Source organism: Pseudomonas sp. IPO3747 (assembly GCF_013385245.1).
GTDB lineage: Bacteria > Pseudomonadota > Gammaproteobacteria > Pseudomonadales > Pseudomonadaceae > Aquipseudomonas > Aquipseudomonas edaphica.
The window spans coordinates 48,888-70,749 of the sequence record NZ_JACAQL010000008.1 but is presented as its reverse complement, the minus strand read 5'-3'; the positions used below and the strand labels follow the sequence as shown (position 1 = coordinate 70,749).

18 protein-coding genes and 1 tRNA gene are annotated in these 21,862 nt (G+C 53.9%); 4 read left to right on the top strand and 15 right to left on the bottom strand.

Going from position 1 to position 21,862, the window contains the following annotated elements; translation table 11 throughout:
- Positions 1 to 81: 81 nt before the first annotated feature.
- From HX790_RS11925 to HX790_RS11915, 3 genes are read left to right on the top strand one after another with little or no spacing between them, the layout of a single operon-like run.
- Positions 82 to 981: a sce7726 family protein gene (locus HX790_RS11925; RefSeq protein ID WP_176991580.1), complete on the top strand. Its 900-nt coding sequence runs from the start codon at positions 82 to 84 to the stop codon at positions 979 to 981.
- Positions 982 to 988: 7 nt separating this feature from the next.
- Complete coding sequence (locus HX790_RS11920; protein WP_176991579.1) at positions 989 to 1,930, top strand: sce7725 family protein; 942 nt, start codon at positions 989 to 991, stop codon at positions 1,928 to 1,930.
- The gene (locus tag HX790_RS11915) at positions 1,927 to 2,955 is read left to right on the top strand and encodes an RES family NAD+ phosphorylase (protein ID WP_176991578.1); all 1,029 of its coding nucleotides are present in this window, start codon (positions 1,927 to 1,929) and stop codon (positions 2,953 to 2,955) included. The genes HX790_RS11920 and HX790_RS11915 overlap by 4 nt, the downstream gene beginning before the upstream one ends.
- Positions 2,956 to 3,329: 374 nt before the next feature.
- On the opposite strand, the gene HX790_RS11910 is transcribed toward HX790_RS11915, so the two are convergent.
- The 15 genes from HX790_RS11910 to rpsU all read right to left on the bottom strand — a co-directional run bounded on the left by HX790_RS11910 (position 3,330) and on the right by rpsU (position 20,631).
- The gene (locus HX790_RS11910; RefSeq protein ID WP_176991577.1) at positions 3,330 to 4,184 is read right to left on the bottom strand and encodes a hypothetical protein; all 855 of its coding nucleotides are present in this window, start codon (positions 4,182 to 4,184) and stop codon (positions 3,330 to 3,332) included.
- A gap of 314 nt (positions 4,185 to 4,498) precedes the next feature.
- A complete protein-coding gene (locus HX790_RS11905; RefSeq protein ID WP_102370308.1) occupies positions 4,499 to 5,023 on the bottom strand; it encodes a plasmid mobilization relaxosome protein MobC in 525 nt (174 codons plus the stop codon).
- A gap of 408 nt (positions 5,024 to 5,431) precedes the next feature.
- Positions 5,432 to 5,992 carry a hypothetical protein gene (locus HX790_RS11900; protein ID WP_176991576.1) on the bottom strand — a complete coding sequence of 187 codons (561 nt, stop codon included), beginning with the start codon at positions 5,990 to 5,992 and terminating at the stop codon, positions 5,432 to 5,434.
- Positions 5,993 to 6,183: 191 nt separating this feature from the next.
- Positions 6,184 to 6,456 (bottom strand): antitoxin VbhA family protein, encoded by a 273-nt coding sequence (locus tag HX790_RS11895; protein ID WP_176991575.1) that lies wholly within the window; start codon positions 6,454 to 6,456, stop codon positions 6,184 to 6,186.
- 811 nt (positions 6,457 to 7,267) lie between these two features.
- Positions 7,268 to 8,344, bottom strand: coding sequence for a type IV secretion system protein (locus HX790_RS11890; RefSeq protein ID WP_176991574.1), 1,077 nt, complete (start codon positions 8,342 to 8,344; stop codon positions 7,268 to 7,270).
- Between the two features lies 1 nt (position 8,345).
- Positions 8,346 to 8,609, bottom strand: coding sequence for an EexN family lipoprotein (locus tag HX790_RS11885; RefSeq protein ID WP_176991573.1), 264 nt, complete (start codon positions 8,607 to 8,609; stop codon positions 8,346 to 8,348).
- Complete coding sequence (locus HX790_RS11880) at positions 8,606 to 8,989, bottom strand: hypothetical protein (RefSeq protein ID WP_256349234.1); 384 nt, start codon at positions 8,987 to 8,989, stop codon at positions 8,606 to 8,608. The genes HX790_RS11885 and HX790_RS11880 overlap by 4 nt, the downstream gene beginning before the upstream one ends.
- 422 nt (positions 8,990 to 9,411) lie before the next feature.
- Positions 9,412 to 9,666 carry a hypothetical protein gene (locus HX790_RS11875; RefSeq protein ID WP_176991571.1) on the bottom strand — a complete coding sequence of 85 codons (255 nt, stop codon included), beginning with the start codon at positions 9,664 to 9,666 and terminating at the stop codon, positions 9,412 to 9,414.
- A gap of 37 nt (positions 9,667 to 9,703) precedes the next feature.
- Entirely contained in the window at positions 9,704 to 10,417 is a 714-nt protein-coding gene (locus tag HX790_RS11870; RefSeq protein WP_176991570.1) for a hypothetical protein, read from the bottom strand.
- A gap of 502 nt (positions 10,418 to 10,919) precedes the next feature.
- Positions 10,920 to 11,975 carry a site-specific integrase gene (locus tag HX790_RS11865; protein WP_176991569.1) on the bottom strand — a complete coding sequence of 352 codons (1,056 nt, stop codon included), beginning with the start codon at positions 11,973 to 11,975 and terminating at the stop codon, positions 10,920 to 10,922.
- Positions 11,976 to 12,101: 126 nt separating this feature from the next.
- Positions 12,102 to 12,178, bottom strand: a tRNA-Ile gene (locus tag HX790_RS11860).
- A 15-nt stretch (positions 12,179 to 12,193) separates the two neighbouring features.
- On the bottom strand, positions 12,194 to 15,937 hold the full coding sequence (locus HX790_RS11855; protein ID WP_176991568.1) for an EAL domain-containing protein: 3,744 nt from the start codon (positions 15,935 to 15,937) through the stop codon (positions 12,194 to 12,196).
- Between the two features lie 137 nt (positions 15,938 to 16,074).
- Positions 16,075 to 17,925: an RNA polymerase sigma factor RpoD gene (gene rpoD / locus HX790_RS11850; protein ID WP_017138049.1), complete on the bottom strand. Its 1,851-nt coding sequence runs from the start codon at positions 17,923 to 17,925 to the stop codon at positions 16,075 to 16,077.
- A gap of 67 nt (positions 17,926 to 17,992) precedes the next feature.
- The gene (gene dnaG, locus HX790_RS11845; RefSeq protein ID WP_017138050.1) at positions 17,993 to 19,963 is read right to left on the bottom strand and encodes a DNA primase; all 1,971 of its coding nucleotides are present in this window, start codon (positions 19,961 to 19,963) and stop codon (positions 17,993 to 17,995) included.
- A gap of 452 nt (positions 19,964 to 20,415) precedes the next feature.
- Entirely contained in the window at positions 20,416 to 20,631 is a 216-nt protein-coding gene (gene rpsU / locus HX790_RS11840; RefSeq protein ID WP_002551877.1) for a 30S ribosomal protein S21, read from the bottom strand.
- A gap of 203 nt (positions 20,632 to 20,834) precedes the next feature.
- Here rpsU and tsaD point away from each other — a divergent pair, with 203 nt between their 5' ends.
- Complete coding sequence (gene tsaD, locus HX790_RS11835) at positions 20,835 to 21,860, top strand: tRNA (adenosine(37)-N6)-threonylcarbamoyltransferase complex transferase subunit TsaD (protein ID WP_017138051.1); 1,026 nt, start codon at positions 20,835 to 20,837, stop codon at positions 21,858 to 21,860.
- Positions 21,861 to 21,862: the final 2 nt, after the last annotated feature.

Below are 21,862 nucleotides of genomic sequence, written 5' to 3'. Positions count from 1 at the left end.
CCTATTCTTGGGTTAAGCGAGAGTGGCAGCCAGGATGGCTAGAACCAGATTGACTGAAAGGCGAGGGCTTCAAGAAGGCTTATGTTGAGATCGGGGAAGGGGACAGAGGTCCGAGAGCAAGCGGCTATCGCACGGATTTTCACGGCAGCCGTTTTTCACGAGATGGTCAAAAAAGGCCAGTCTCCGATCTTTGCACGATTGGTGAAAGAGCTTGCAGTTGAGGTTGATAAGTACACTTGGAGCGTAGGGCGGATACTGGATGAACTCTTCGATTTACTGAAGCGGAAGAGCTTTAGAAATGAGTATGCCTATAAAACTGCCGTCGCTCAAAAAGTATTGCTTGGTTCGCACTCTTTGAGGACCGCGTCGCTTGTCGATGAGTTTAGAGTTGGTAAGAATAAAGCAGATATAGTTATGTTGAATGGTACGTCCACGGCATATGAAATCAAGTCTGATCGGGATAAGTTGGATAGGCTCTACTCACAAGTCGTGTCGTATAGTGAGGTTTTTGCAAGTGTTACGGTGCTGTGTGCAGAAAGACATCTAGAAGCAGTTGTTTCTATTGTTCCTGACTTTGTAGGCGTTTCTGTGCTCACCGATAGATATCAGATCTCAACATTTCGTAAAAGCCTCTGTGATCCTAGTCGTACTATCTCAAGCTCTATATTCAAGGCCATTACTCAAAGAGAGGCCGTTGAGGTCCTGAAGAATTTAGATGTACGTGTCCCTAGCTTACCAAACACACAAATGCACAGTGCTCTGGATAGAGAGTTCGTGAAAATCCCCTCTGCCATTGTGCATGATGAAATGGTACGAGTTTTAAAAAGTACTAGAAATCTATCGGGGCTGTCTGAGTCGGTCAGAAGCTTACCAGCTTCGATAAGATTTTTTGCGTTAACCGTTCCTCTAACAGAACGGACTAAGGGGAATCTATTGGATGCAATAGATACTCCACTAATGGAAGCATTGAAGTGGGGATGAATGGAGCATGTACTACCCTTATTTTCGCGGTAAGCAGTATGATCTAATTACTATTCGCGAGTGTGCGGATATTATGTCTGAGCGGGGATTTGTCCCAATCATCGAACCAGTCAAAGAAGCAGTGAACGGTTTGATACGGGCAATTGATGCTGTGAGCGATGCTGGCGGTAGTATTTCGCTTATAGTAAATCCTCGGTATGGAGATCTATCCGCCGACCCGTCTAGATTGATCGAGCTTCTGGATAGTAATTATGAGCACGCTGCAAATGTGTATGCAGGAGTATTGCTCACTGATGAGACTGATGTTCATCAGATTGAAAATATTTTAGAGTCTGTAGGTCAGCGCAAAAAGCTATTCATCCATGCTGGTTTTACCGATGCTCGAGGGCTGTTAAGTATTCTCCCAGGGGACGATGATTCTGCTCATGTTTTTTTAGATGGTTACAATGGACGTTTATATCAAAGAAATTTTACCGATTTTGAAAAGATTGTCGTTAAGAATGGATTTGAGAAACGTGCGAATAGGCTTCACCCCGCTGTAGAATTTTTCTCGGACTTGCACGTTACCTTCGAAGATGATGGGGCTGAAGGCTTTGGAGATTTCCTAATTGTCGGAGACGAGTACTCTGAAGGTGGAGGGCCTGCTTACGCAGTTGCCATTCATTTAACATTCATCGACGATGAACAGGATGATGGAATGTATATCCATCACTTTAAGTCTGATCGCTTCGAAACGCCGACTGACCCAGCAGGTAAGTTTGCTGAGGCTTTGCGTAAGTTAGTTGATGAAGCCCTGAGGCCCGATACGAAAATTTTCCGAACTCGCGCGGTTGATGAGTTTATTGAGTTGCATGAGCGCGGCCACTTTCCCGGATTGGGGTATGTTAAAAAACTCTCTATGCAGCATCACATTGAAGTGATGGCCGATTATTTTCATGGACGGGAATGAAATTGTACTGCTGCCCAAGCTGTTTCGGTGATATACATCTTCGAAGAAGTTTTTTTGTTCAGTTCTCTCAGGAAATAGGGATTTGTAGTTATTGTCTATCCCCCGATCAACCACTTTTATCCCCGCGAGAACTTAGAGAGCAATTTGAGTTGTTGACAGGGATCTATGTCAGAGATCCCCAGGGAATTGGACTTGTCGAGTTGCTGAAAAGTGATTGGGGAATGTTCAGTCATGAGAGAATGGACATAGCCCATGCTAAAGAGCTTCTTAGCGATGTTCTCGATGACGGTGAATTGGTAAGGCAACGATACAGGCCATCTGAGACTGCTGTTTCAGATAACGCACTACAGAGATGGGATGATTTACGTCAGGAACTCATACATAAAAATAGGTATTTTCCTGAAACTGAAATAAATCTTTCCCGCCTCAAAAGGCTTTTTGATTATTTGTTGCTTCCTGCGGCGGAGGTGGCTACAAACTGGTTCCGTGCGCGGATACAAACCGGTGCTACGACATACCCTCCTGTAGAAATGAAATCGCCTCCAAAACACCTTGCCTCACATGGTAGAGCCAATCCAGCAGGTATTCCATATCTATACTTGGCGTCCACACCTATAACAGCTGTTTCTGAGATACGCCCTCATACGGGAGAGGATGCGTGCGTTGCCAGTGTACGTATTCCTGACGGATTAAAAGTTATTGATCTCAGGCATCCTAAAAGAAGTGTTTCCCCTTTTATGCTTTCTGATGAGAGCGAAATATCTATGCTTAGAAGTGATGTGGAGTTTCTTGAGAAGCTAGGAGAAGAACTTACTCGTCCCGTTTTGCCAAGATCTGCTGCGTTCGATTACGTACCCAGCCAATATCTATGCGAGTATGTGAAAGTTTGTGGGTTTGATGGTGTTATGTATCGGAGTTCGGTAGGGGATGGCGTTAATTTAGCATTATTTGACCCCGACGTAGCAGAAATAGGAGCGACTGTAACTCAGCGGGTCGGACGAGTAACAGTAAATTTTGCTGAATAAAAATTGAATGAGTGTGTTTGGTAATATACAGGAGGTTAGATTTTCTAGTCTAAGGAGGTAGCGTTGTAAGTTTAGTCGGCGTCGGCACTCCAACAGCCGTTCACAAATGCATGAGCGGTTGCTCTCTTGCCTACCTTCGAAGGCCCGCGATATGAAAGTATTCGGGCCTTCCTGTTCAAGATAAAATTTGGTCTCCGTCATGCTTATGTCGGGTAAATGTTTATGGCGAGCGGGTTGAATTTTTCTTGAAATGAGTCAAACACTTCAGGCGCTATCTATTGGATGTACTCGTTTGGCGATGTCGGAGTGCGGGGCGATCCGTTTTCGAAATACCACTTACGAAAACGGATCATCACCTAAAACTTTAGCTAGTTTCAGCTATAAGCTCGTTTGCCAATGGGTGAGGTACTTTTTCGATAGTCTGGTTCTAACAGATCTGCATCGTAACCTTCACCTGGAACGGGAATCTTGTCCAAAGTTTTCACAAAGGGCGCTACGTCTAGATTTTGCGAAAAAAGCGTTAAACGTGTTCCGTAACCTGGGTTGTGCATTCCAGGCCATTCCGGAAATCCAACACTGAGCTGATGCTTGTTCGCCCACTCAGTCCGTTTGGCCTTCACTAATGGAGGAGTAGCTTCGCCGAAATAGGGTTCATCTGTGATGACGTGATGTCCACTGATAGGATCTTTCCAAAAGCGAGTGTGATCACCGTTAGGTATCTTGCACTGAAATCCGTGGATGTCCTCAAAAAACGGTAGTGGGTTCCGCGGAGTCAGCGCGGGGACTAAGCCCGTCACAGAGATGAATCGGATCGCTCGTGCTGCAGAGAACACCCTCATTTCTGCGTGTCCCTCTCCCGGTAGGACTTTGGCAAACGATAGTTCTTCAGAACCGTTGATTTCCAAATCGGAAAGCAGCCCAAAAAAATTTTGCGGAGTGACCAATTCATGCAACAGATTGGGGATAGACACTGTTGCAGAGACGCTACCTTTGTTGCCTTCCCAGTCTCTCCACCTAGCAGATATCGTCACCTGGTACTTGTGATCGTGCGGCATCCCAGATGCAGGTGAATTCAGCGAGCTATGGGCGTGGTTGAAGTTATGAAAACCTGACAACTGAGCTGCCAGATTTAATGCTTGGAAATGAGTGATTTTTGAGCCTTTCTTCAATTCTTTGGCAACTTTCTTGATGCCAGCGATGGAGTTAGGCTTACGGAGTGTTGCGATCATGGACAACTCCAAACTCAGGGGAAACGAAGCTCGCAATCGTTTCTGAGCATGAAGAACCCAGAGATAATGAGGAGTGTTGCAACAGGGCCACGGGGCTGTGGCTTAGCATGGCGAGCACGGGGCAGCTGTCACTACCGGTGCTGATGGTAGCGGCTAGTTAAAATCTCTGCAACCGGACGACAGCGCTGCTCCGATACCGTTTCCAACCTCGATGCAGGCACAACGGCTGATGTGCCGATTACGAGTTCTGTTCGACCCTCTGCTCCATTCTGTTGCACATGCCGTCTTAAAGTGATTTCAGAGGAAGTGACACGTCATTCGATGTCCCAACGCTCAAGGCTAGCGCGAATGGCTTTACTGACCACTTCAGTGTGTTTCTGAATCAACCCGCTTAATGCTGTAATCATCTCGACAGTGACCGGTTCATACTTACCATCATTCAGGCTGCGGGCGATCTGGTTGAGATTTCGTCCTAGAGCCAAAAGCTGATAGTTCGATTCACCTAATGCGTCGATTTCATCCATGCCGAACTGTGGCTCGTGGGTCAAGCCGATGCGGATGGCGTCGACGATCCAACGCCGCATGGAACACCGCTCTATCTGAGCGCGCTCGTTGATAGCTGCTTTTTCCGAAGCAGTCAGCAGGATTTCAAAGCGTTGCTTGGGATCGCTTGTCGTCGTCTCTGCGACTTGCTGGTAAGTCTTTGGGGCCGGGTTCGCCGCTGATTGCGCCAGTTGTTGCTCAATCGCAGCTTTGATTGCTGCTCCAGGAGATTTACCCAAAGCAAGGCAGTAATCCGCCCAGCGGGCTTTTAGGTCTGCGCCCAGGTGAATGTTCAAGGCTCGGCTTGAGCTCTCCATAAATACTCCCCATCAACGGTAACGAAACTTGCAAAGCCATGCCGTGCTAAATGTGTGCGCACATTTAAACGGCGGTTAGCCTATCCTGCACTAGTGCTCCACCGTCTTTCAAATTTGTTCATGAACAAGGAAAAATCGTAGTGGAGGTGGCGTTGTGTAATACAGCTTTCCGGTGAAAGCCTATCCTGCACTAGGTCTCATATCCCCCAAACATTTGTTCATGAACAAGCTTTCCTTGATGCAGTGTGTCGGATAGCTGGGGTAGAGCGAAGGCAGGCGTAGTGGGTGTCACATTCCCGGCGGAAGCCTATCCTGCACTAGATCTCCAATTGGCTAAGTTCTTGTTCATGAACAAAGCCCGGACGGATTCAGCTACGGAGCCTGGCGCTATAGATTCAAGAACGTATCACCTGAAAATGTGTGTTCTTCTTCGTAAAGCGAGGTGTAACGTAGCTCAATCGAGACGTCTTTCGTTGTTAGGAAAGTAGCCAGCGCAAGCTCGCAACCAGAGTTGAACAGTTTCGACTTGCCCAGAATTTCGATTTCCATTCCGGGCCTTAAGGCGGCAACCTTGGTTGGCCAGCCAATAGAAAAGCAAAGCGGTTCCAAGCCCATATCGCGCAAGATTTTCGGCCACTGATTCTTGCCTAAGCCTGCATAGACTTTCCCCGATACGGAAACGCTCAGGGAAGTAAGTATCCCGAGACCGATACCTTCATTGGTGAGATACAGCCCGTTCTTTCCGTTGGCACCTGCGAGGTGAGGCGTGACCATTAGGTAAGGTCTTACGGAAAGCACATTGTGCTGCTTAGCCATATCAAGCTGCCATAACGACACGCATAGCGCGCCAAACGCAACGGCAAGTGCGGCGAGAGAGATCAGGCGCTCCGGGGAGCTATCGATTCGTTTCCAGATTGACGCTGGAGGCTTTAGGCGTGGGCGCTGCATGCTTGCCATCCCCCTTCTCTCAGTGGGCCGGTGAACTCTGTTGTGGGGTAATGCATAGGGGGGCCTTTCTCAGGCATATGCTTCTTGCGTTTTCACTGCTGCGTTGTCAGTCAGCGTGCAGTTGTTGCCTTGTTAGTCCGAAAAATGTCGGGCATGTGGCTCAGAATGTTCAAGCTGCGGTGAACTTACGATCACTTCGGTAGAGAAGAAGCGCTCTCTTGCTGCGAGATCGACATAAACTCGTCCAGATCAATTTCGCCGCTGATGTAGCGCTCGCCGAGGCGTTTCATACCCTCAGTGACTTCAAATCCAGACAGGTTTACTGAGGCGTTGGCAAAGTCCATGGTTTCCTTTCGTTTGCTCTGCTCGGCTTCCGATATCTGGTGTTCCTTGAGCTGGTCAGTTCCGGCTGAGGAGGCAACGTTGTCTTGCTGTTGAGTGGTTTTATGATTCTCTGAAGTCATGCTGTTTTCCTGACGAGTTTTGAGAAGTCTTGTTCATGTGCAAGGAATTCACATTTGAAGCATTCCTGGTCGCGCGCAAGCACGCCTTGTAAACCGCGAGTGTGATGGAGGTACATGGCACATGTGAAAGCGTGCATTGATCAAAGTACAAGGTTTTTGCTGGATGTGGTGTCAAGGGCGGCACCGGAGGCCGCATGCGGAGCAGAGCCGAAGGCGAGCACCGAACGGGTGAGGATGACGGGCGTAGCCGCACCCTTGACACCACAGGAAGCGCTCAGCCTATCGCTAGGGGTAGGTCAAGGGCTCCGCCCGCCGTGCCTGCCCCGCAGCCCGTCCGGCAAGTTCGGACACGGGATGCAACCGAAGGGGTTGCCCAAGCGGAGCGCGGAGTTATCAGAGACTGTATTTCACTCGTTTAAATTGCGTTGAGCTTCTCTGCGATGACTTCTGTTTAACGGTTTTCAGCCCTTGGTTAGTCAAGTAAGGCAAGCGCTGAAATTGTCTTGTTTTTTGCAATTAGTCGCTAAAATTCAATGAGTTAACGATTTTAAAGTTGCCCATCTCCCCGCCCTTCCCGCAAGCGGGAAGGGAGCGAGTCGCCCTCTGTCGTCAAGGGTGCAGGGGAGGCCTACGGCCTTGATCCCCTACACCCATGCCGTGAGCGTTGGTCGCTCCTGCCGCGTCAAGGGGCCGAGTCCTCGTTGCTTCGCTCCTGCGGGCCGCACCAACCCCTTGACCCGCCATCCGCTTGCTGAAGGTACTCAGAAAAAGACCCCGCCGAAGCGAGGTCTGATGAGCCATACGTCAGGGGCTACTGATTTACTTTGCCCCCGGTAGCATTTCCCCAGTTTTTGCCCATGTTCTGCATGACGTGCTGTCGGTAGGCTGGGTTCCAGGCTGTGTTACCTGCCGCAAGGTGGTTCAAGCGTCCAGCGGTGACCATTTGCCCCGACTGCATGTCGCGGCGCGTGGACTGTCGGTTAAGTCCCTTGGTGATCGGTGAGGTGGCACCGCTTGCGATTCCGCGTAGCGTGAGTCCTGCGCTTGATATTCCCCCTGCAAGGCTGCCAGCGACGGCATTAGCTTGCTGCAGCATGTACAGCACAACGACTGTCACCACCAATAGCTCCAGGAAGGTGGATATCGGGTAGTCACCGGGTGTTGCGAGTATGTCGCTCGTTAGCGAAGAGAAAAACTTGATCCCGAAGCTGAGTACCGTGACAACCAGCGCGATTTGCAGGATGTATGTGATGACTTGGGCGAACCAGCTATCGAACCATTTGGATGTGAACTGACCGAACAACAGCATCATGATAAAAATTGGCCCGATCCCCAGCATGATCGACAGCATTCCCTTTGCAACGATGATCATTGCTCCAGCAGGTACCGCGATAATGAGTGTTGCCGCGTAGACGATTATGGCGGTCAACAAATCAAAAAATATCATTCCCACTTCGTGCCAGGCGCGGGTTCCCATCCTCGCCAGGATATCGGCACCTATCGCCCAGCCGTCGGACATGGCTTTGTCCACTACCTGAAACACAGAGGTTGAAGCGGTTGAATCGCCAGTTGCTGAGAAGGCAGAGGCAACCCCCGTTTCTAGGCCGTGAAGTGCTTCCACTATCCACGACATATACGTGTCTGCGTTCATTGCCAGTCCGCTAATAAGCAGAAATTTTCCACAGGTCTTAACGAAGTGGGAAGCGGGTTGCTCGATTGTGCCGGTGATCATCATGAAGCCGATCATGGTCAGATAGAGCGTTCCGCAAAGCGTTACCGTCAGTGAAAAATCATTGATCACTTGGCTGGAAGTGATGCGTATGAAAGTCTGGAGCGTTTGGTCCATGCTCCCCGCGATCCATTCAAATATTCCGGTCGTGGTTGTCATTCTATTTTCCCTGAGAAGAATAATTGACCGGCTCGCGGTGTTTGTAGCCACGCTGTTCCAGGACTATTGCATTCGCGGCCGATGATGCGTTGATGCAGTTCGCAGAGATCGATAGCTTTCCAGGGTTGGATTTGCACCTATCTAGCGTCTTCAGGCGGTCAGATGTATTAGCCTTGTACCAGTCGACGGTTTGAACCGGTTCTTGTTGTTCGCAGCCCGCGAGAATTGAAGCTGTGATGAGCAAGAGAGCAGGAATCCTTTTCATTTTTTCACCTCATCGCCAATGCTGTTGGTTGGTTCCACGCTTGTCGCTTTCGCGTCGCGATTACTGGATATATTCATCGCTGCTGCCAGCTCTGCTTGATCAATGATCCGTAGGGCAGCGACTGTGCGCAGAGCGCTTTCCCGCGTTCCTGCCCAACTGCCAGCGAGGCGTTCAAAGGTATTATTGAGAGTGCCTATGCAGGCGCATACACAGCAGACTGAGAGCAATGCAGCGAAACCTGAAGGGATAGGTGCTGACTGCCGGGGAAGCGTTATTCCAAACCAATCAATGGCCGCCATTGCGAATGGCACCATCGCAAGCACTGCGGCTATGAGGTCTCGGTGCAGTAACGTCGGTGCCCGTTTAGAAACTTCTTTCATGTATCCGAGCCGGTCTACGCATACCCAGTATCGGCGGATGGATATGAGAACAAACGTGCAGAAGGTGAGAATCGGTAGGTAAAGGTACGAGATCATCGTGTTGCTCCTTGGGGTAGGGGCGAACGCAGTGCTGTCTTTCCAGCCGTCCGGCGACTCTTTTTATCGAGCTACTTTTCTCGCCAGTCAGGGCTTGTTTAAGGCCCGTATCCAGTGCGCGTTTGTGGCGCTCTTGGGATGTGGTCTATACGGCGCGTCTTTCCGCTGCTTGTCCGGTGGCTCTTTCTATCGAGCTACTGTTCCCACCTGTCAGGGACTTTCTTTTCGGTCCCAGCACCCTGCACACCGAAGCGTTCTTGGGGTATTTGGATAACTGCGTTCAGAATTTCTTTTTTAGTTGCCGTTGGCTTCTCATGTAGGTGGGGCTAGGACCAAGCCTTTCGGTCTATCATGATTTTTGTCGATATGTAGGAAATATTCGCCAGTTCGTCGAGTGCCATCTCTACTGTTCTAAAGCAGTAAGGTCGGTTGTCTTCATCAATGACCGAGTGTTCGCTAACCCCATCAGAGACTGTGAGTGCAAATCCTTTTGAATAATTTGCGTGTAATATTACTTGAATATCTCCTGGGTGCTCTAAGCTGTCACAGTAATTTTCAAGCTCATTAAAATGCAGTTGCATGCTATAGCTCCTAATAAATATATTTTCTAGTTTGAGTTTACTGCTCTCTGCGTCGAGAGATTTTTAGGCCTGTACTAGGGATGAATAAACCAGTTTTGTGTTTTTTTAGCAGTCCGTGAAGCAGCCGTACAGGGGTGGTTCGTAACGCGCCTGGTGTCTCCATGACTCCTGAAATTTCATCAAGCAACATTTGGGCGTCCTCTAATGGAACGTCGAGCAGCGCCTTGTATAAGGCTTTAGGCTCATTCGACACCAAGCCCGGTGGGTAGAAGAGATCTTTGTGCGACTTATCCACAGAGGGCTTTGTTGTAGTAGTATTTTTTTCTTTTAGTTCTTGTTTTTGTTTCGTATTTAGTAGCGTCGGCTTTGCCTCGGTTGGGACCGCCGTCTTTGGCCTATCCAGATTCGGGTTTTCCGATCCTGGTGGTAGGGCCTCCGCTTCGTGCGTTTGCGGGGTGGGATTGATCTCCCAGCTTGTGTTTGAGAACTGGCCTCGCCCATCACGTTCCCGATGGATTTTCAGGTAACCGACGACCTCCAGTTCTTTGATGCGCGCGCGCGTGGCATCACGCCCGTCCCGCTTTTGTTTTGATAGATAAGATAAGTAAAGCTGGAAATTATCTGGCAGATACATTAAGTAAGCTAGTAGCCCTGTTGCTCCCCATGAAAGGGTATTGTCTCGGAGCAAGTTGTTCGGTAGGACGGTAAAGTCTCTGACGTATTTGTGCTTGATAGTTACATGTTCTTTCATGGCCCTTACTCTGTTGCAGACGGCGTTTCTAGCTTTAATACATCATTAACTTGGGCTGTGCGGAAGTATATTCTGCGACCTACGCGAACCATTGTGGGCTTTAGCATTCGTGAGGTCTCACTGTCTGAATATAGAGATACCCGTATGCCGTCAACGGATCGGTCTAGTAGTTTGGCTATGTCGGGCAAACTCATTAGCGGGCCGAATCGATCAAGTAAGTACTGCTCAGTGGTCATTGGTAATTTCGCCATGGTGGGAGAAGTTGAGCGAAGTTTTACGCAGTGATTTGCTGGTGTCAAACTAAGTGGTGACGCGTATTGGCCAGGAAGTATTACTTTGGTAGTTGTGCTGTCGCCATATTGCTACCAGGATTATATATCTTGGTTTTCTTGAGGTTGGCTAAGCCCTTGTAATTCAAGGGGCCGTATTGATGTCAAAGTTATTTTTGAAATAAATCCAATTTTTTGTGTTTTTTCGGATGATTTAGCTTCAAGGTTTACGGTTATCTTGAGATTTTATCCAACTTCTCAACTAGGTCCTCAGCCCGAAGGTGGGTATATCGCTTGAGCATCTGCATCGACTTGTGACCACTGATAGCCGAAACCTCTTGATCCGATAACCCACCTTCGACAAGCCGACTTACTGCTTCGTGGCGCAGGTCGTGAAACCTGAAGTCAGGTAGATCGAGCTTCTTCTTGAGCTGTCCCCAAATCTTGGTGAAGGTATACGGCCGACGCTTCCCGTCCTTTCCAGGCTCACCGAAAAACACCAGATTGCAGTCGATTGGACGCACCGGGTTATCCATCGCAGCTTTGAATATTTCAGTGGCGCGCTTGCTCAGTGGAACGGTACGCGAGCCGTCGTTCTTTGTGTCTGAGAGACGAATGACGCGCTTTGCCAAATCCACTTGAAGTCGCCGTAGGGATGAGATCTCTGACGAGCGCATACCAGTTTCCAGAGCGATGCAAACAATCCAGCCCAACATAGGATTGCTATGTCGATTCACGGCCGCGAGCAGAACGCGTTCTTCTTCCGGCGACAATCTTCGGTCACGACCATCCCCAGGGCTTGGCTTACGGATGTTCAGCACTGGGTTGAACGTCAGACCTAAACCCCACTCCTGAATCGCTACCGTGTACAGGTGGCTCAATAGGGCCAGTTCGAGGCGCACGGTGTTATTGCTGATTGTCCCGCCACGGCTGGGTTCGTTTAGGCGCTTGTCACGATAACCGGCGATGATTTCAGCGGAGAGGGCAGCCAGTGAGTACTTGCCCAGGTGCTCGATGAGTTTCTTGGCTTTCGAGGTTTCGCCACGCTGAGTGGTGGGCTTCTTGGTGGGGGTTATGTCGCTCAGGTAGCGCTTGAGTGCAGCCTCTAGCGTCATTTTCTCCGAGCCGCTACGCCGGATGTACACGCCACGCACCATTTCTTCTTCGGTACGCCTCGACCAGTCCTCCGCATCACGCTTTGTGCGGAAGGTTTTGGCGACAGTGGGCCAGCCATTTTTACGAATGAGCGCCTTCCAAGTGCCGGAAGGGGTTTTGACGAGAGTAGCCATGAGAGGGTGCTCCTAGGCGGCTGGCGAACCAGCACTGTACCTAAATTGTACCCTTGGACCATAGGACTGTATCCGCGATGGTTTCCGCCAGAAACGCGAAAGCCGCGCAATGCGCGGCTTTGGAGTTGGTGGGCCCACACGGACTTGAACCGTGGACCAAAGGATTATGAGTCCTCTGCTCTAACCAACTGAGCTATAGGCCCTCAGTAGGACGCGGATTATAGCGACGGTTTCCGTGCTGTGCCATCCGAAAAGTCTGAAACCCGCATATGAAGAAAAGTCTCGGCAAAAAGCTCCGGCGGCAGCGGCAGGCTGACGATGTAGCCTTGCATCTGTTCGCAGCCTTCGGCGGCCAGGAAGGCTTGTTGTGCGGGGTTTTCCACGCCTTCGGCAATGATGGTGAATTGCATGCTGTGGCCCAGGGCGATGATGGCGCGCACGATGGCGGCGTCGTGGGGGTCGTCGGGCAGGCCGCGCACGAAGGACTGGTCGATTTTGAGGAAATCCAGTGGCAGGCGCTTGAGGTAACTGAGTGAAGAATAGCCAGTGCCAAAGTCATCGATGGCCAGTTGCACGCCCAGGTGCTTGAGTTGGTGCAGCACTTCGAGGGCTTCTTCGGCCTGGCTCATGATGAAGTTTTCGGTGATCTCCAGTTGCAGGCAACCGGGCTCCAAGTGGTAGTCGTGCAACAGTTGTTCGATGCGCGCGAGCAGGTTGGGGTGACGCAGTTGTGCGCCGGCGAGGTTGACTGACAGCGGGCCGAAATCGTTGAAGGCGCGTTTCCAGGTGTGCATCTGACGGCAGGCCTGTTCCAGTACCCAGTCGCCAATCTGCAGGATCGTGCCGTTCTCCTCGGCCAGGGCGATGAAGTGTTCCGGCGGCACGTCGCCAAAGGTCGGGTGGTGCCAGCGAATCAATGCTTCGGCGCCGATCAGTTCCTGGGTGACCAGGCTGAGCTTCGGTTGGTAGTACAGAAACAGCTCTTCACGCTCGATGGCACGGCGCAGTTCGTGCTCGAGGGCCACGCGTTCGTTGGCCTGGGCGGTGAGGTCGCGAGTGTAGCTCTCGACACGGTTGCGGCCTTTGGCCTTGGAGCGGTACATCGCGGCATCGGCGTTTTTGACCAGGGTAGCGACGTCGGTACCGTCCTGTGGATAGAGGCTGGTGCCGATGCTGGCGCTGATAAAGAACTCATGCTCGCCGGCCTGGAACGGCGGGGTGAAGCAGGCGAGCAGTTTATTGGCCAGGTGTTCGGCATCGCTGGCTTGTTGCAGGCCGGGCAGCAGGATGATGAATTCGTCGCCGCCCAGGCGTGCCACGGTGTCGATGTCGCGCAGTTGCTCCTTGAGGCGCACGGCGATGTCCTTGAGCAGCAGGTCGCCGACGGGGTGGCCGAGGCTGTCGTTGATATGCTTGAACCGGTCCAGGTCGAGGAACAGCACGGCGCCTTGGTGACCGGTTTCTTCCTGGCTGGTGAGGGCGGCTTGCAGTCGGCTTTCAAACAGGGTGCGGTTGGGCAGGCCGGTCAGTGGGTCGTGGTGTGCCTGATAATCGAGGCGAGCCTGGGCGTGCTTGAGACTGGAGATGTCGGCAAACACGGCAACAAAGTGTGTGATCAACTGGTCGCGGTTGCGCACGGCGCTGATGGTCAGCCAGCTGGGGTATAGCTCGCCGTTTTTGCGGCGGTTGGAAATCTCGCCCTGCCAGTGGCCGTGGGCGGTCAATTGATGCCACATCGCCGCATAGAACGCGCTGTCATGCAGGCCGGAAGCGAGCAGGCGCGGCGTGCTGCCAAGGGCTTCGGCTTCGCTGTAGCCGGTGATTTCGCTGAAAGCGCGGTTGACGGCGCTGATGTTCTGCCGGGTGTCGGTGATCAATACCCCTTCGGCCGTGCTCTCGAACACCGTGGCGGCCTGTTGCAGTTTTTCCTGCATCACTTGGCGCTCGGTGATGTCACGGGCGATGGTCAGCATGCAGTCATCCTCGCCGATGGGCAGCGGCCGGCTGGAGACTTCGCACAGGCGAATCAAGCCGTCGGCGCGGCGGATATGGCAGACGAAGTCACGCACAAAACCGTCGCGTTGCATCAGTTCCAGCATGTGCTTGCGTTCGTTGAGGTCGACCCAGATGCCCAGGTCCAGGGTCGACTGGTCGAGCGAGTTCGCACTGCTAAAGCCCGTCAGGCGGGTGAAGCCTTCGTTCACTTCAATCAAAAGCCCATCGCGTTGGCGGCTGAGCAGCAAACCGTCGGGTGAGGCGTGGAAGGCCTTGGCGAATTTCTCTTCGGAGGTTTGCAGCAGTTGCTGGGTTTCCTTGAGTTGGGTGATGTCACGCACCACCACCACCAAGGCTTCTGTGGTGTCGAGTTGGAACGGTTCGGCGGAGATCAGCCCGGTAAACGCCTGGCCATTGCTGCGCAGAAATGGCATTTCCAGGTTGCGGATGCTGGTGGTCTGCACACGTTGCAGCAGGTCGGGGCCGACGCCTTGAATGCCCCAGATGTTCAGCTCGGTGGCGGTTTTGCCCACGACTTGTTCGGCGCTTAGCCCAATCTGGTCCTCGAATGCCTTGTTCACCTCCAGCAGGCAGCCATCAGAGAGGCGGGCGATGACCAGGATGTCCGGGCATTGCTGAAACACCGAGGCAAACTTCTCTTCGGAAAGCTGCAAAGCCTCCTCTGTGCGCTTGGCTTCGCTGATATCGATCATCAAACCGCGCAACACCGGCTCATGGCCGTGCTCGATCAGGCTGACGATATCGCGCACCCACAAGCAACGGCCGTCGGCGGTAATCACTCGATAATCGAGGCTGTGATCGCGGTTGGCGCGGGTTTCCTGGAAGCAGAATGCCTCCGCTCGGGTCAGGTCGGCAGGGTGGATGATGTTGCGCCAGAAGCCTGGAATCAGCCAATGGGCGCGGGGATAGCCCAGCAGGTCTTCGGCGTGGGGCGAAACGTAGCTGTAGGTGAAGTCGGTGATGCTGGCTTCCCAGGCAATCGCGGACAGGCTCTCGACCAGGCCGCGATAGTGGTATTCGCTGCTGCGCAACTCTTGCTCAAGGGCGACTCGCCGGGCAATTTCCGAGCTGAGCCGGCGGTTGATGCGAATCACGATGGCCAACACGGTGCTCAGCAGCAGCACCGCCGGCAGGCCGTACATCAGCAAGTCGGCCCAGAAGGTGCGGTGATCGGTGAAGCTGCCGACCCAGTGTTGCTGGATCGCGTCGGTTTCGTCGGAGCTGAGGTCAGCGAGGACTTTGTCCAGGATGCCCACCAGTGTTTTCTGGTCGCGCGGTACGCCCATCGCCAACTGGTATCGATAGGGCGTTTCGCCGCTGACGTATAAACCATCCAGCTTGAGCTGGCGCAGGCTCCAGACGCTGGAGGCGAGGTCGCCGACAACCGCATCCACTTCATCGGTGGCCAGGGCTTGCAGCGTCGAGCTGACGTTCGGCATGGCCACCAGGTTTAGGTCGGGATGGTGGGTGCGCAGTAATTCGTGCGGCGCGTAGTTTTCCACCACGGCGATCTTCAGGCCGTACAGGTCTTTAAGGTTGCGCGGTTTCGCGCCGCCTTCATGGGCGAGGATGACGATCGGGAAATCCAGGTACGGACGTGTAAAGGCCAGGTAATTCTGGCGTTCGGGCGTCGACATGATGCCGGGCAACAGGTCGAGCTGGTTGTTTTTCGCCTGTTCGAGCACGGCGGTCCAGTTTTCCGGCTCGATCAGCTTGATCCGCACGCCCAGGCGGTCCTGGATCAGGCGTACATAGTCGGCTGCGAGGCCTTGATAACGGCCATTTTCATCACGGTATTCGAAGGGCGGCCAAGAAGCGTCCACCCCCAGGCGCAGCTCCTGATGGTCCGCCAGCCAGCCACGCTCATCATCAGTAAGAGTCAACGCGCCAGCCGTTGCGGTCCAGGCGAGCAGCGACAGCAGTATCACGGTCGGCAGTCTGGGCATAACGGTCTCGTTATGGCACGGGGAATGTTTCGAGTGTAGACGGGCATTGCGGGGGAGGGGGTGTTGCGGGGGAAGTTAATCCATAGAAAGTAATCTATGGAAAACAAAACCCCCGGCCTGGGCCGGGGGTTCTGGTATCACTCGTCGAGGAAGGAGCGCAGATGCTCGCTTCGCGTCGGGTGGCGCAACTTGCGCAGCGCCTTGGCTTCGATCTGACGGATCCGCTCGCGGGTCACGTCAAACTGCTTACCGACTTCCTCAAGGGTGTGGTCGGTATTCATGTCGATGCCGAAACGCATGCGCAGTACCTTGGCTTCACGGGCAGTGAGGCCGGACAGTACGTCGCGAGTCGCTTCTTTAAGGCTCTCAACAGTGGCGACATCGATTGGCGACTGCATGGTCGAGTCTTCGATGAAGTCACCCAGGTGGGAGTCTTCGTCATCACCAATCGGCGTTTCCATGGAGATCGGCTCTTTAGCGATCTTCAATACCTTGCGGATTTTATCCTCAGGCATTTCCATGCGTTCGCCCAGCTCTTCCGGGGTCGGTTCGCGACCCATTTCCTGCAACATCTGCCGGGAAATACGGTTGAGCTTGTTGATCGTCTCGATCATGTGCACCGGAATACGGATGGTGCGAGCCTGGTCGGCGATCGAGCGAGTGATCGCCTGACGGATCCACCAGGTGGCATAAGTCGAGAACTTGTAGCCGCGACGGTATTCGAACTTGTCCACCGCTTTCATCAAGCCGATGTTGCCTTCCTGGATCAGATCGAGGAATTGCAGACCACGGTTGGTGTACTTCTTGGCGATCGAGATCACCAGACGCAAGTTCGCTTCAACCATCTCTTTCTTCGCGCGGCGGGCCTTGGCCTCACCGATCGACATGCGACGGTTGATGTCTTTGATTTCAGCAATCGTCAGACCGGTTTCGGTCTCAAGCGCGGTCAGCTTCTGCTGGCAACGGATGATGTCCGGCTGCAGGCGACCAATGGCTTCGGCGTATTTCGCCTTGCCTTTGGCCAGTGCGTCGGTCCAGCTTTCGTCTACTTCGTTGCCCGGGAACTGGCGCAGGAAGTCAGCCCGCGGCATACGTGCATCACGTACACACAGCTGCATGATTGCGCGTTCTTGCGCACGCAGACGTTCAAGGGCACTGCGAACACGCTCAACCAAGCCTTCGAATTGCTTCGGTACCAGCTTGATCGGCATGAACAGCTCAGCCAGGGCCACCAGCTCGGCAATCGCCAGCTTGTTGGAGCGACCGTGCTTTTTCAGGGCCTTGCGGGTGATTTCCATTTGATCGGAAACCGCACCGAAACGCTGGGCTGCGATGATCGGGTCCGGGCCGCTTTCAACTTCATCTTCGTCGTCGCTGCTGGCTTCAGCATCGTCGTCTTCGGTGTCGTCGTCAGCCTTCGCGGCTTTCGCATCGACGGGCGGCGGTACTTCGGCGGCAGGCGGCGCAATGCCGTCGTCCGGGTCGATGTAGCCGCTCAGAACGTCAGACAGGCGGCCACCTTCGGTGGTGACGCGAGTGTACTCGGAGAGAATGTGGTCAACCGTGCCAGGGAAGTGCGCGATTGCGCCCATCACTTCACGGATACCCTCTTCAATACGTTTGGCGATTTCGATTTCGCCTTCACGTGTCAGCAGCTCGACGGTACCCATTTCACGCATATACATGCGCACAGGGTCAGTCGTACGACCGATGTCGGTCTCCACCGCTGCCAGCGCAGCAGCCGCTTCTTCAGCAGCTGCCTCGTCGGTATCGGAGTCGGCCAACATAAGGGCGTCCGCATCCGGAGCACTCTCGTGTACGGGGATCCCCATGTCATTAATCATGCGGATGATGTCTTCCACCTGCTCAGGATCTGAAATATCCTCAGGCAGGTGATCGTTGACCTCTGCGTAAGTCAGATATTTCTGCTCACGACCAAGGGTGATCAACTCTTTAATACGAGACTGTTGTTGCGCTTTTCCGGACATAACACCCTATCCACTGAAGGTCTTGGCGGGCAAAAAACAAGCCGAGGATTATACCCGAGCTATGACCTCACACGCCAGCTGAGGTCGGGTTAGATGTACAAACATTCTGTTTTAAGAGGTCGCGCATCTGTTTTGCTATCTGAATTTGCTCTTCAGCCGACAATCCCGGCTGCCTTGCACGCTTGATCAGCTCATCCAGGGTCTGCGTGTGCTGACCTGCGGATAACCTAGTAATGGTGTCTAAAAACTGTTGTTCAAGGTTGTCGCCGTCAATTAGCCACTCCTTTTCCGCCAGTGCTTTAAGCAAGCGTCCTTGTTCGGTGCCGTGCCAACGAGCCATCAATTGAATTGAGTTTAGCTTAGGATTTTTCTGTACCGCCTCAATCAAGGCGATCAGTACCTGAGCATACGTGTTGCTCTCGTTGGCAAAGTGATCGGCGCTCTCAACTTTTTTTGCCAATTGCGGGTGGTGAATAAGTGTTCGCAGCGCAATGAGCGTTGGAGCTTCGACGGCGACAGGAGTTCGCGGCGCGTATGCCTCGTCGCGGTCACCGCGTTTGCCGTTCTTGTTCCAGGGTTTCTTGTCCCATTTTTTACCGCCGGCGCCGGGTTTCTTCGGTGTCCACTCCTGCTGGGGCGCATAGGCCTCCTGCGGTTGGTGGAAGTCGGAATAGTCCGGCATGGCGTCGTAATCCATGCCTGGGTCGTAGGCCGGTGGGGCTTCCTGCGGTGCGCTATGCACCAGCTGGCTGACGGCCTCGCCACTCAGGCCGGTGATTTCCAGCAGGCGCATGCGCATCAGTGACTTCAGGTTGGCGCCTGGCACTTTGTCGATCAGCGGCGCTGCGAGGGTGGCCATGTGGGCCTTGCCTTCGAGGGAGCGCGGGTCGGCTTCTTCGGTTAACTGCTGGAAGAAATAGTCCGCCAGCGGCTGTGCGTGTTGATTGATGCGGGCGCGGAAGGCGTCGGTGCCTTCGGAGCGCACCAGGGTGTCCGGGTCTTCGCCTTCGGGCAGGAACAGAAAGCGCGCGCGGCGCCCGTCCTGCAGGCTCGACAGCGTGGCTTCGAGCGCACGCCAGGCGGCGTTACGGCCGGCCTGGTCGCCGTCAAAACAGAACAGCACGCTGGGCACCACGCGAAAGAGGCGCTTCATGTGCTCTTCGCTGGTGGCGGTGCCCAGGGTAGCGACGGCATTGCGCAGGCCTTGCTGCGCCAGGGCAATGACGTCCATGTAGCCTTCCACCACGATGATTTCATCGAGGTTGCGATTGTTTTTGCGCGCTTCAAACAGCCCGTAGAGTTCCTGGCCCTTGTGAAATACCGGCGTTTCCGGGGAGTTCAGGTATTTAGGCTTGTCGTCCCCGAGCACCCGGCCACCAAAAGCGATGATGCGGCCACGGCTGTCGCGGATCGGAAACATCACGCGGTCGCGGAAGCGGTCATAGCGCTTGCCGGTCTCGGCGTTTTCCACGAGTAGACCGGCATCGATCATGGCCTTCTGCTGCAGCGTATCGCTGCTCAGATGCTTGTACAGGTTGTCCCAGCCCGGCGGGGCGAAGCCCAGGCCAAAATCCCGGGCGATCTCACCGGTGAGGCCGCGACCCTTGAGGTACTCGACGGCGGCCTTGCGCTGCGGATGGCTTTTAAGCGCCTGACGGTAGAAGTCGGCAGCGGCCGTCAGCAGCGGGTACAGCGGCGAATCAGTGGGTTGACGCGGTTTGTGCGAGCGGCCACTTTCTTCGCGGGGGATTTCCATGCCGGCGGCTTTGGCCAGTTCCTCGACAGCCTGGGGGAAGTCCAGGTTGTCGTGGTCCATGATAAAGCCGAGGGCATTGCCGCCCGCGCCGCAACCGAAGCAGTAGTAGAACTGCTTGTCGGGGCTGACGCTGAATGACGGGGTTTTTTCTTTGTGGAACGGGCAGCAGGCGGTGTAGTTCTTGCCGGCCTTCTTCATTTGCACGCGCGAGCTGACAACATCGACGATGTCGGTGCGGTTAAGAAGGTCGTCAATAAAACTCTGGGGAATCAGCCCGGCCATGGCGTTCTCGTCATCACTGCGTGTAAATGAGGGCCCGTGAAGTGATCAAGCGCACGTATCGAGTGCTCGAACATCTATCGTTTGCATGGGGAGTGTATCTGCCGAGCATTCACTGACGTTAGTTTGTATCAGTCTTCGGCTTGGAAATGTTGCCCTGGCGTCCGGTGTTGGCCAATAGCAGCCTCGGAAAAGCCTTGATGGGCACAGCCGACACAGTTGATCGTCTGTTTGTAGAATCTGTGTTGCAAGAAAAAGGGGTGTGCTCGTCAGTAGCCTTGTTAGGCTCGTCAGAAGAGACGCGCACCGCTGGCAGAAGAGCCAGTCCTGACGTGTGAAGCAGTGTCTCGGTCGCGTGTGCGGCGTCGACGGTGAAGCATCAAGCGATATCCGCAAATGCCAACAGCCCGGCTGAGGGCCGGGCTTGGCAGAAGCTTGCTACGTAAGTCTGTGTATTAGTACAGACGAACGGCGCGGCGCTGTTCGCGCTGAACTTTCTTGGCGTGACGCTTAACAGCGGCTGCTGCTTTACGCTTACGCTCAGAAGTTGGCTTCTCATAAAATTCGCGGCTACGAACTTCAGCCAGAACACCGGCTTTTTCGCAGGAGCGCTTGAAACGACGCAGAGCTACGTCGAAGGGTTCGTTCTCTTTTACTTTGACGGCTGGCATCCAGAGCTACCTTCTTTCATTACCGGGAATCAACGTTCTCGTCGCAAAAAATTCGCGGCTGAGGTCGTCGGTTTTTAAGGGTTGCGGATGTTAACCCCTCATTGACCGGAATGCAAAGCCTCTGATCGAAAACCGCTAGTCGGGAGGGGGAGTGGCGACTATTATGCGCGCCTTCGAATTCAGCCTCTACAAGGCGCAAACCCATGCTAGTACTGGGACTTGAAACCTCCTGCGACGAAACCGGTGTCGCACTTTACGACAGTGAACGCGGGCTTTTGGCCGATGCACTGTTCAGTCAGATCGACCTGCACCGCGCCTATGGCGGGGTGGTGCCGGAGCTGGCCAGCCGAGATCACGTCAAGCGCATGCTGCCCTTGATTCGCCAGGTATTGGACGAGGCCGGCTGCGTGCCGACCGAGATCGACGCGATCGCCTATACCGCAGGCCCCGGATTGGTTGGGGCCCTTCTGGTTGGGGCCTCTTGCGCCCAGGCGCTGGCATTTGCCTGGGGTATTCCAGCCCTCGGCGTGCACCATATGGAAGGCCATTTACTGGCACCGATGCTGGAAAAAACACCGCCGCAGTTCCCGTTCGTCGCTTTGTTGGTTTCCGGTGGTCACACGCAGTTGGTTCAGGTGGATGGAATCGGCCAATACACGCTTTTGGGTGAGTCGCTGGACGACGCCGCCGGCGAAGCTTTCGACAAAACTGCGAAGATGATGGGCCTCAATTATCCCGGTGGCCCGGAAATCGCGCGGCTGGCCGAAAAAGGTGTGCCGGGCCGCTACACCTTCCCGCGCCCGATGTGCGACCGCCCAGGCCTGATGTTCAGTTTCAGCGGCTTGAAAACCTCCGCACTGAACACCTGGCAGCAAAGCGTCAGCGCCGGGGACGACAGTGAACAAGCCCGTTGCGACATCGCGCTGGCGTTCCAGCAGGCCGTGGTGGAGACTTTGACCATCAAGTGCAAGCGCGCCCTGAAACAGGCAGGCATGCAGCGTCTGGTGATCGCAGGCGGCGTCAGCGCCAACAAGGCGCTGCGTACCTCGCTGGAAAAAATGCTCGGCGACATGAAGGGTGACGTGTTCTATGCGCGCCCTGAGTTTTGCACCGACAACGGCGCAATGATTGCCTACGCCGGTTGCCAGCGCTTGCAGGCCGGGCAGCACGAAAGCCTGGCGATCAGCGTGCAGGCACGCTGGCCGATGGAGCAGCTTTCACCGCTTTAAGT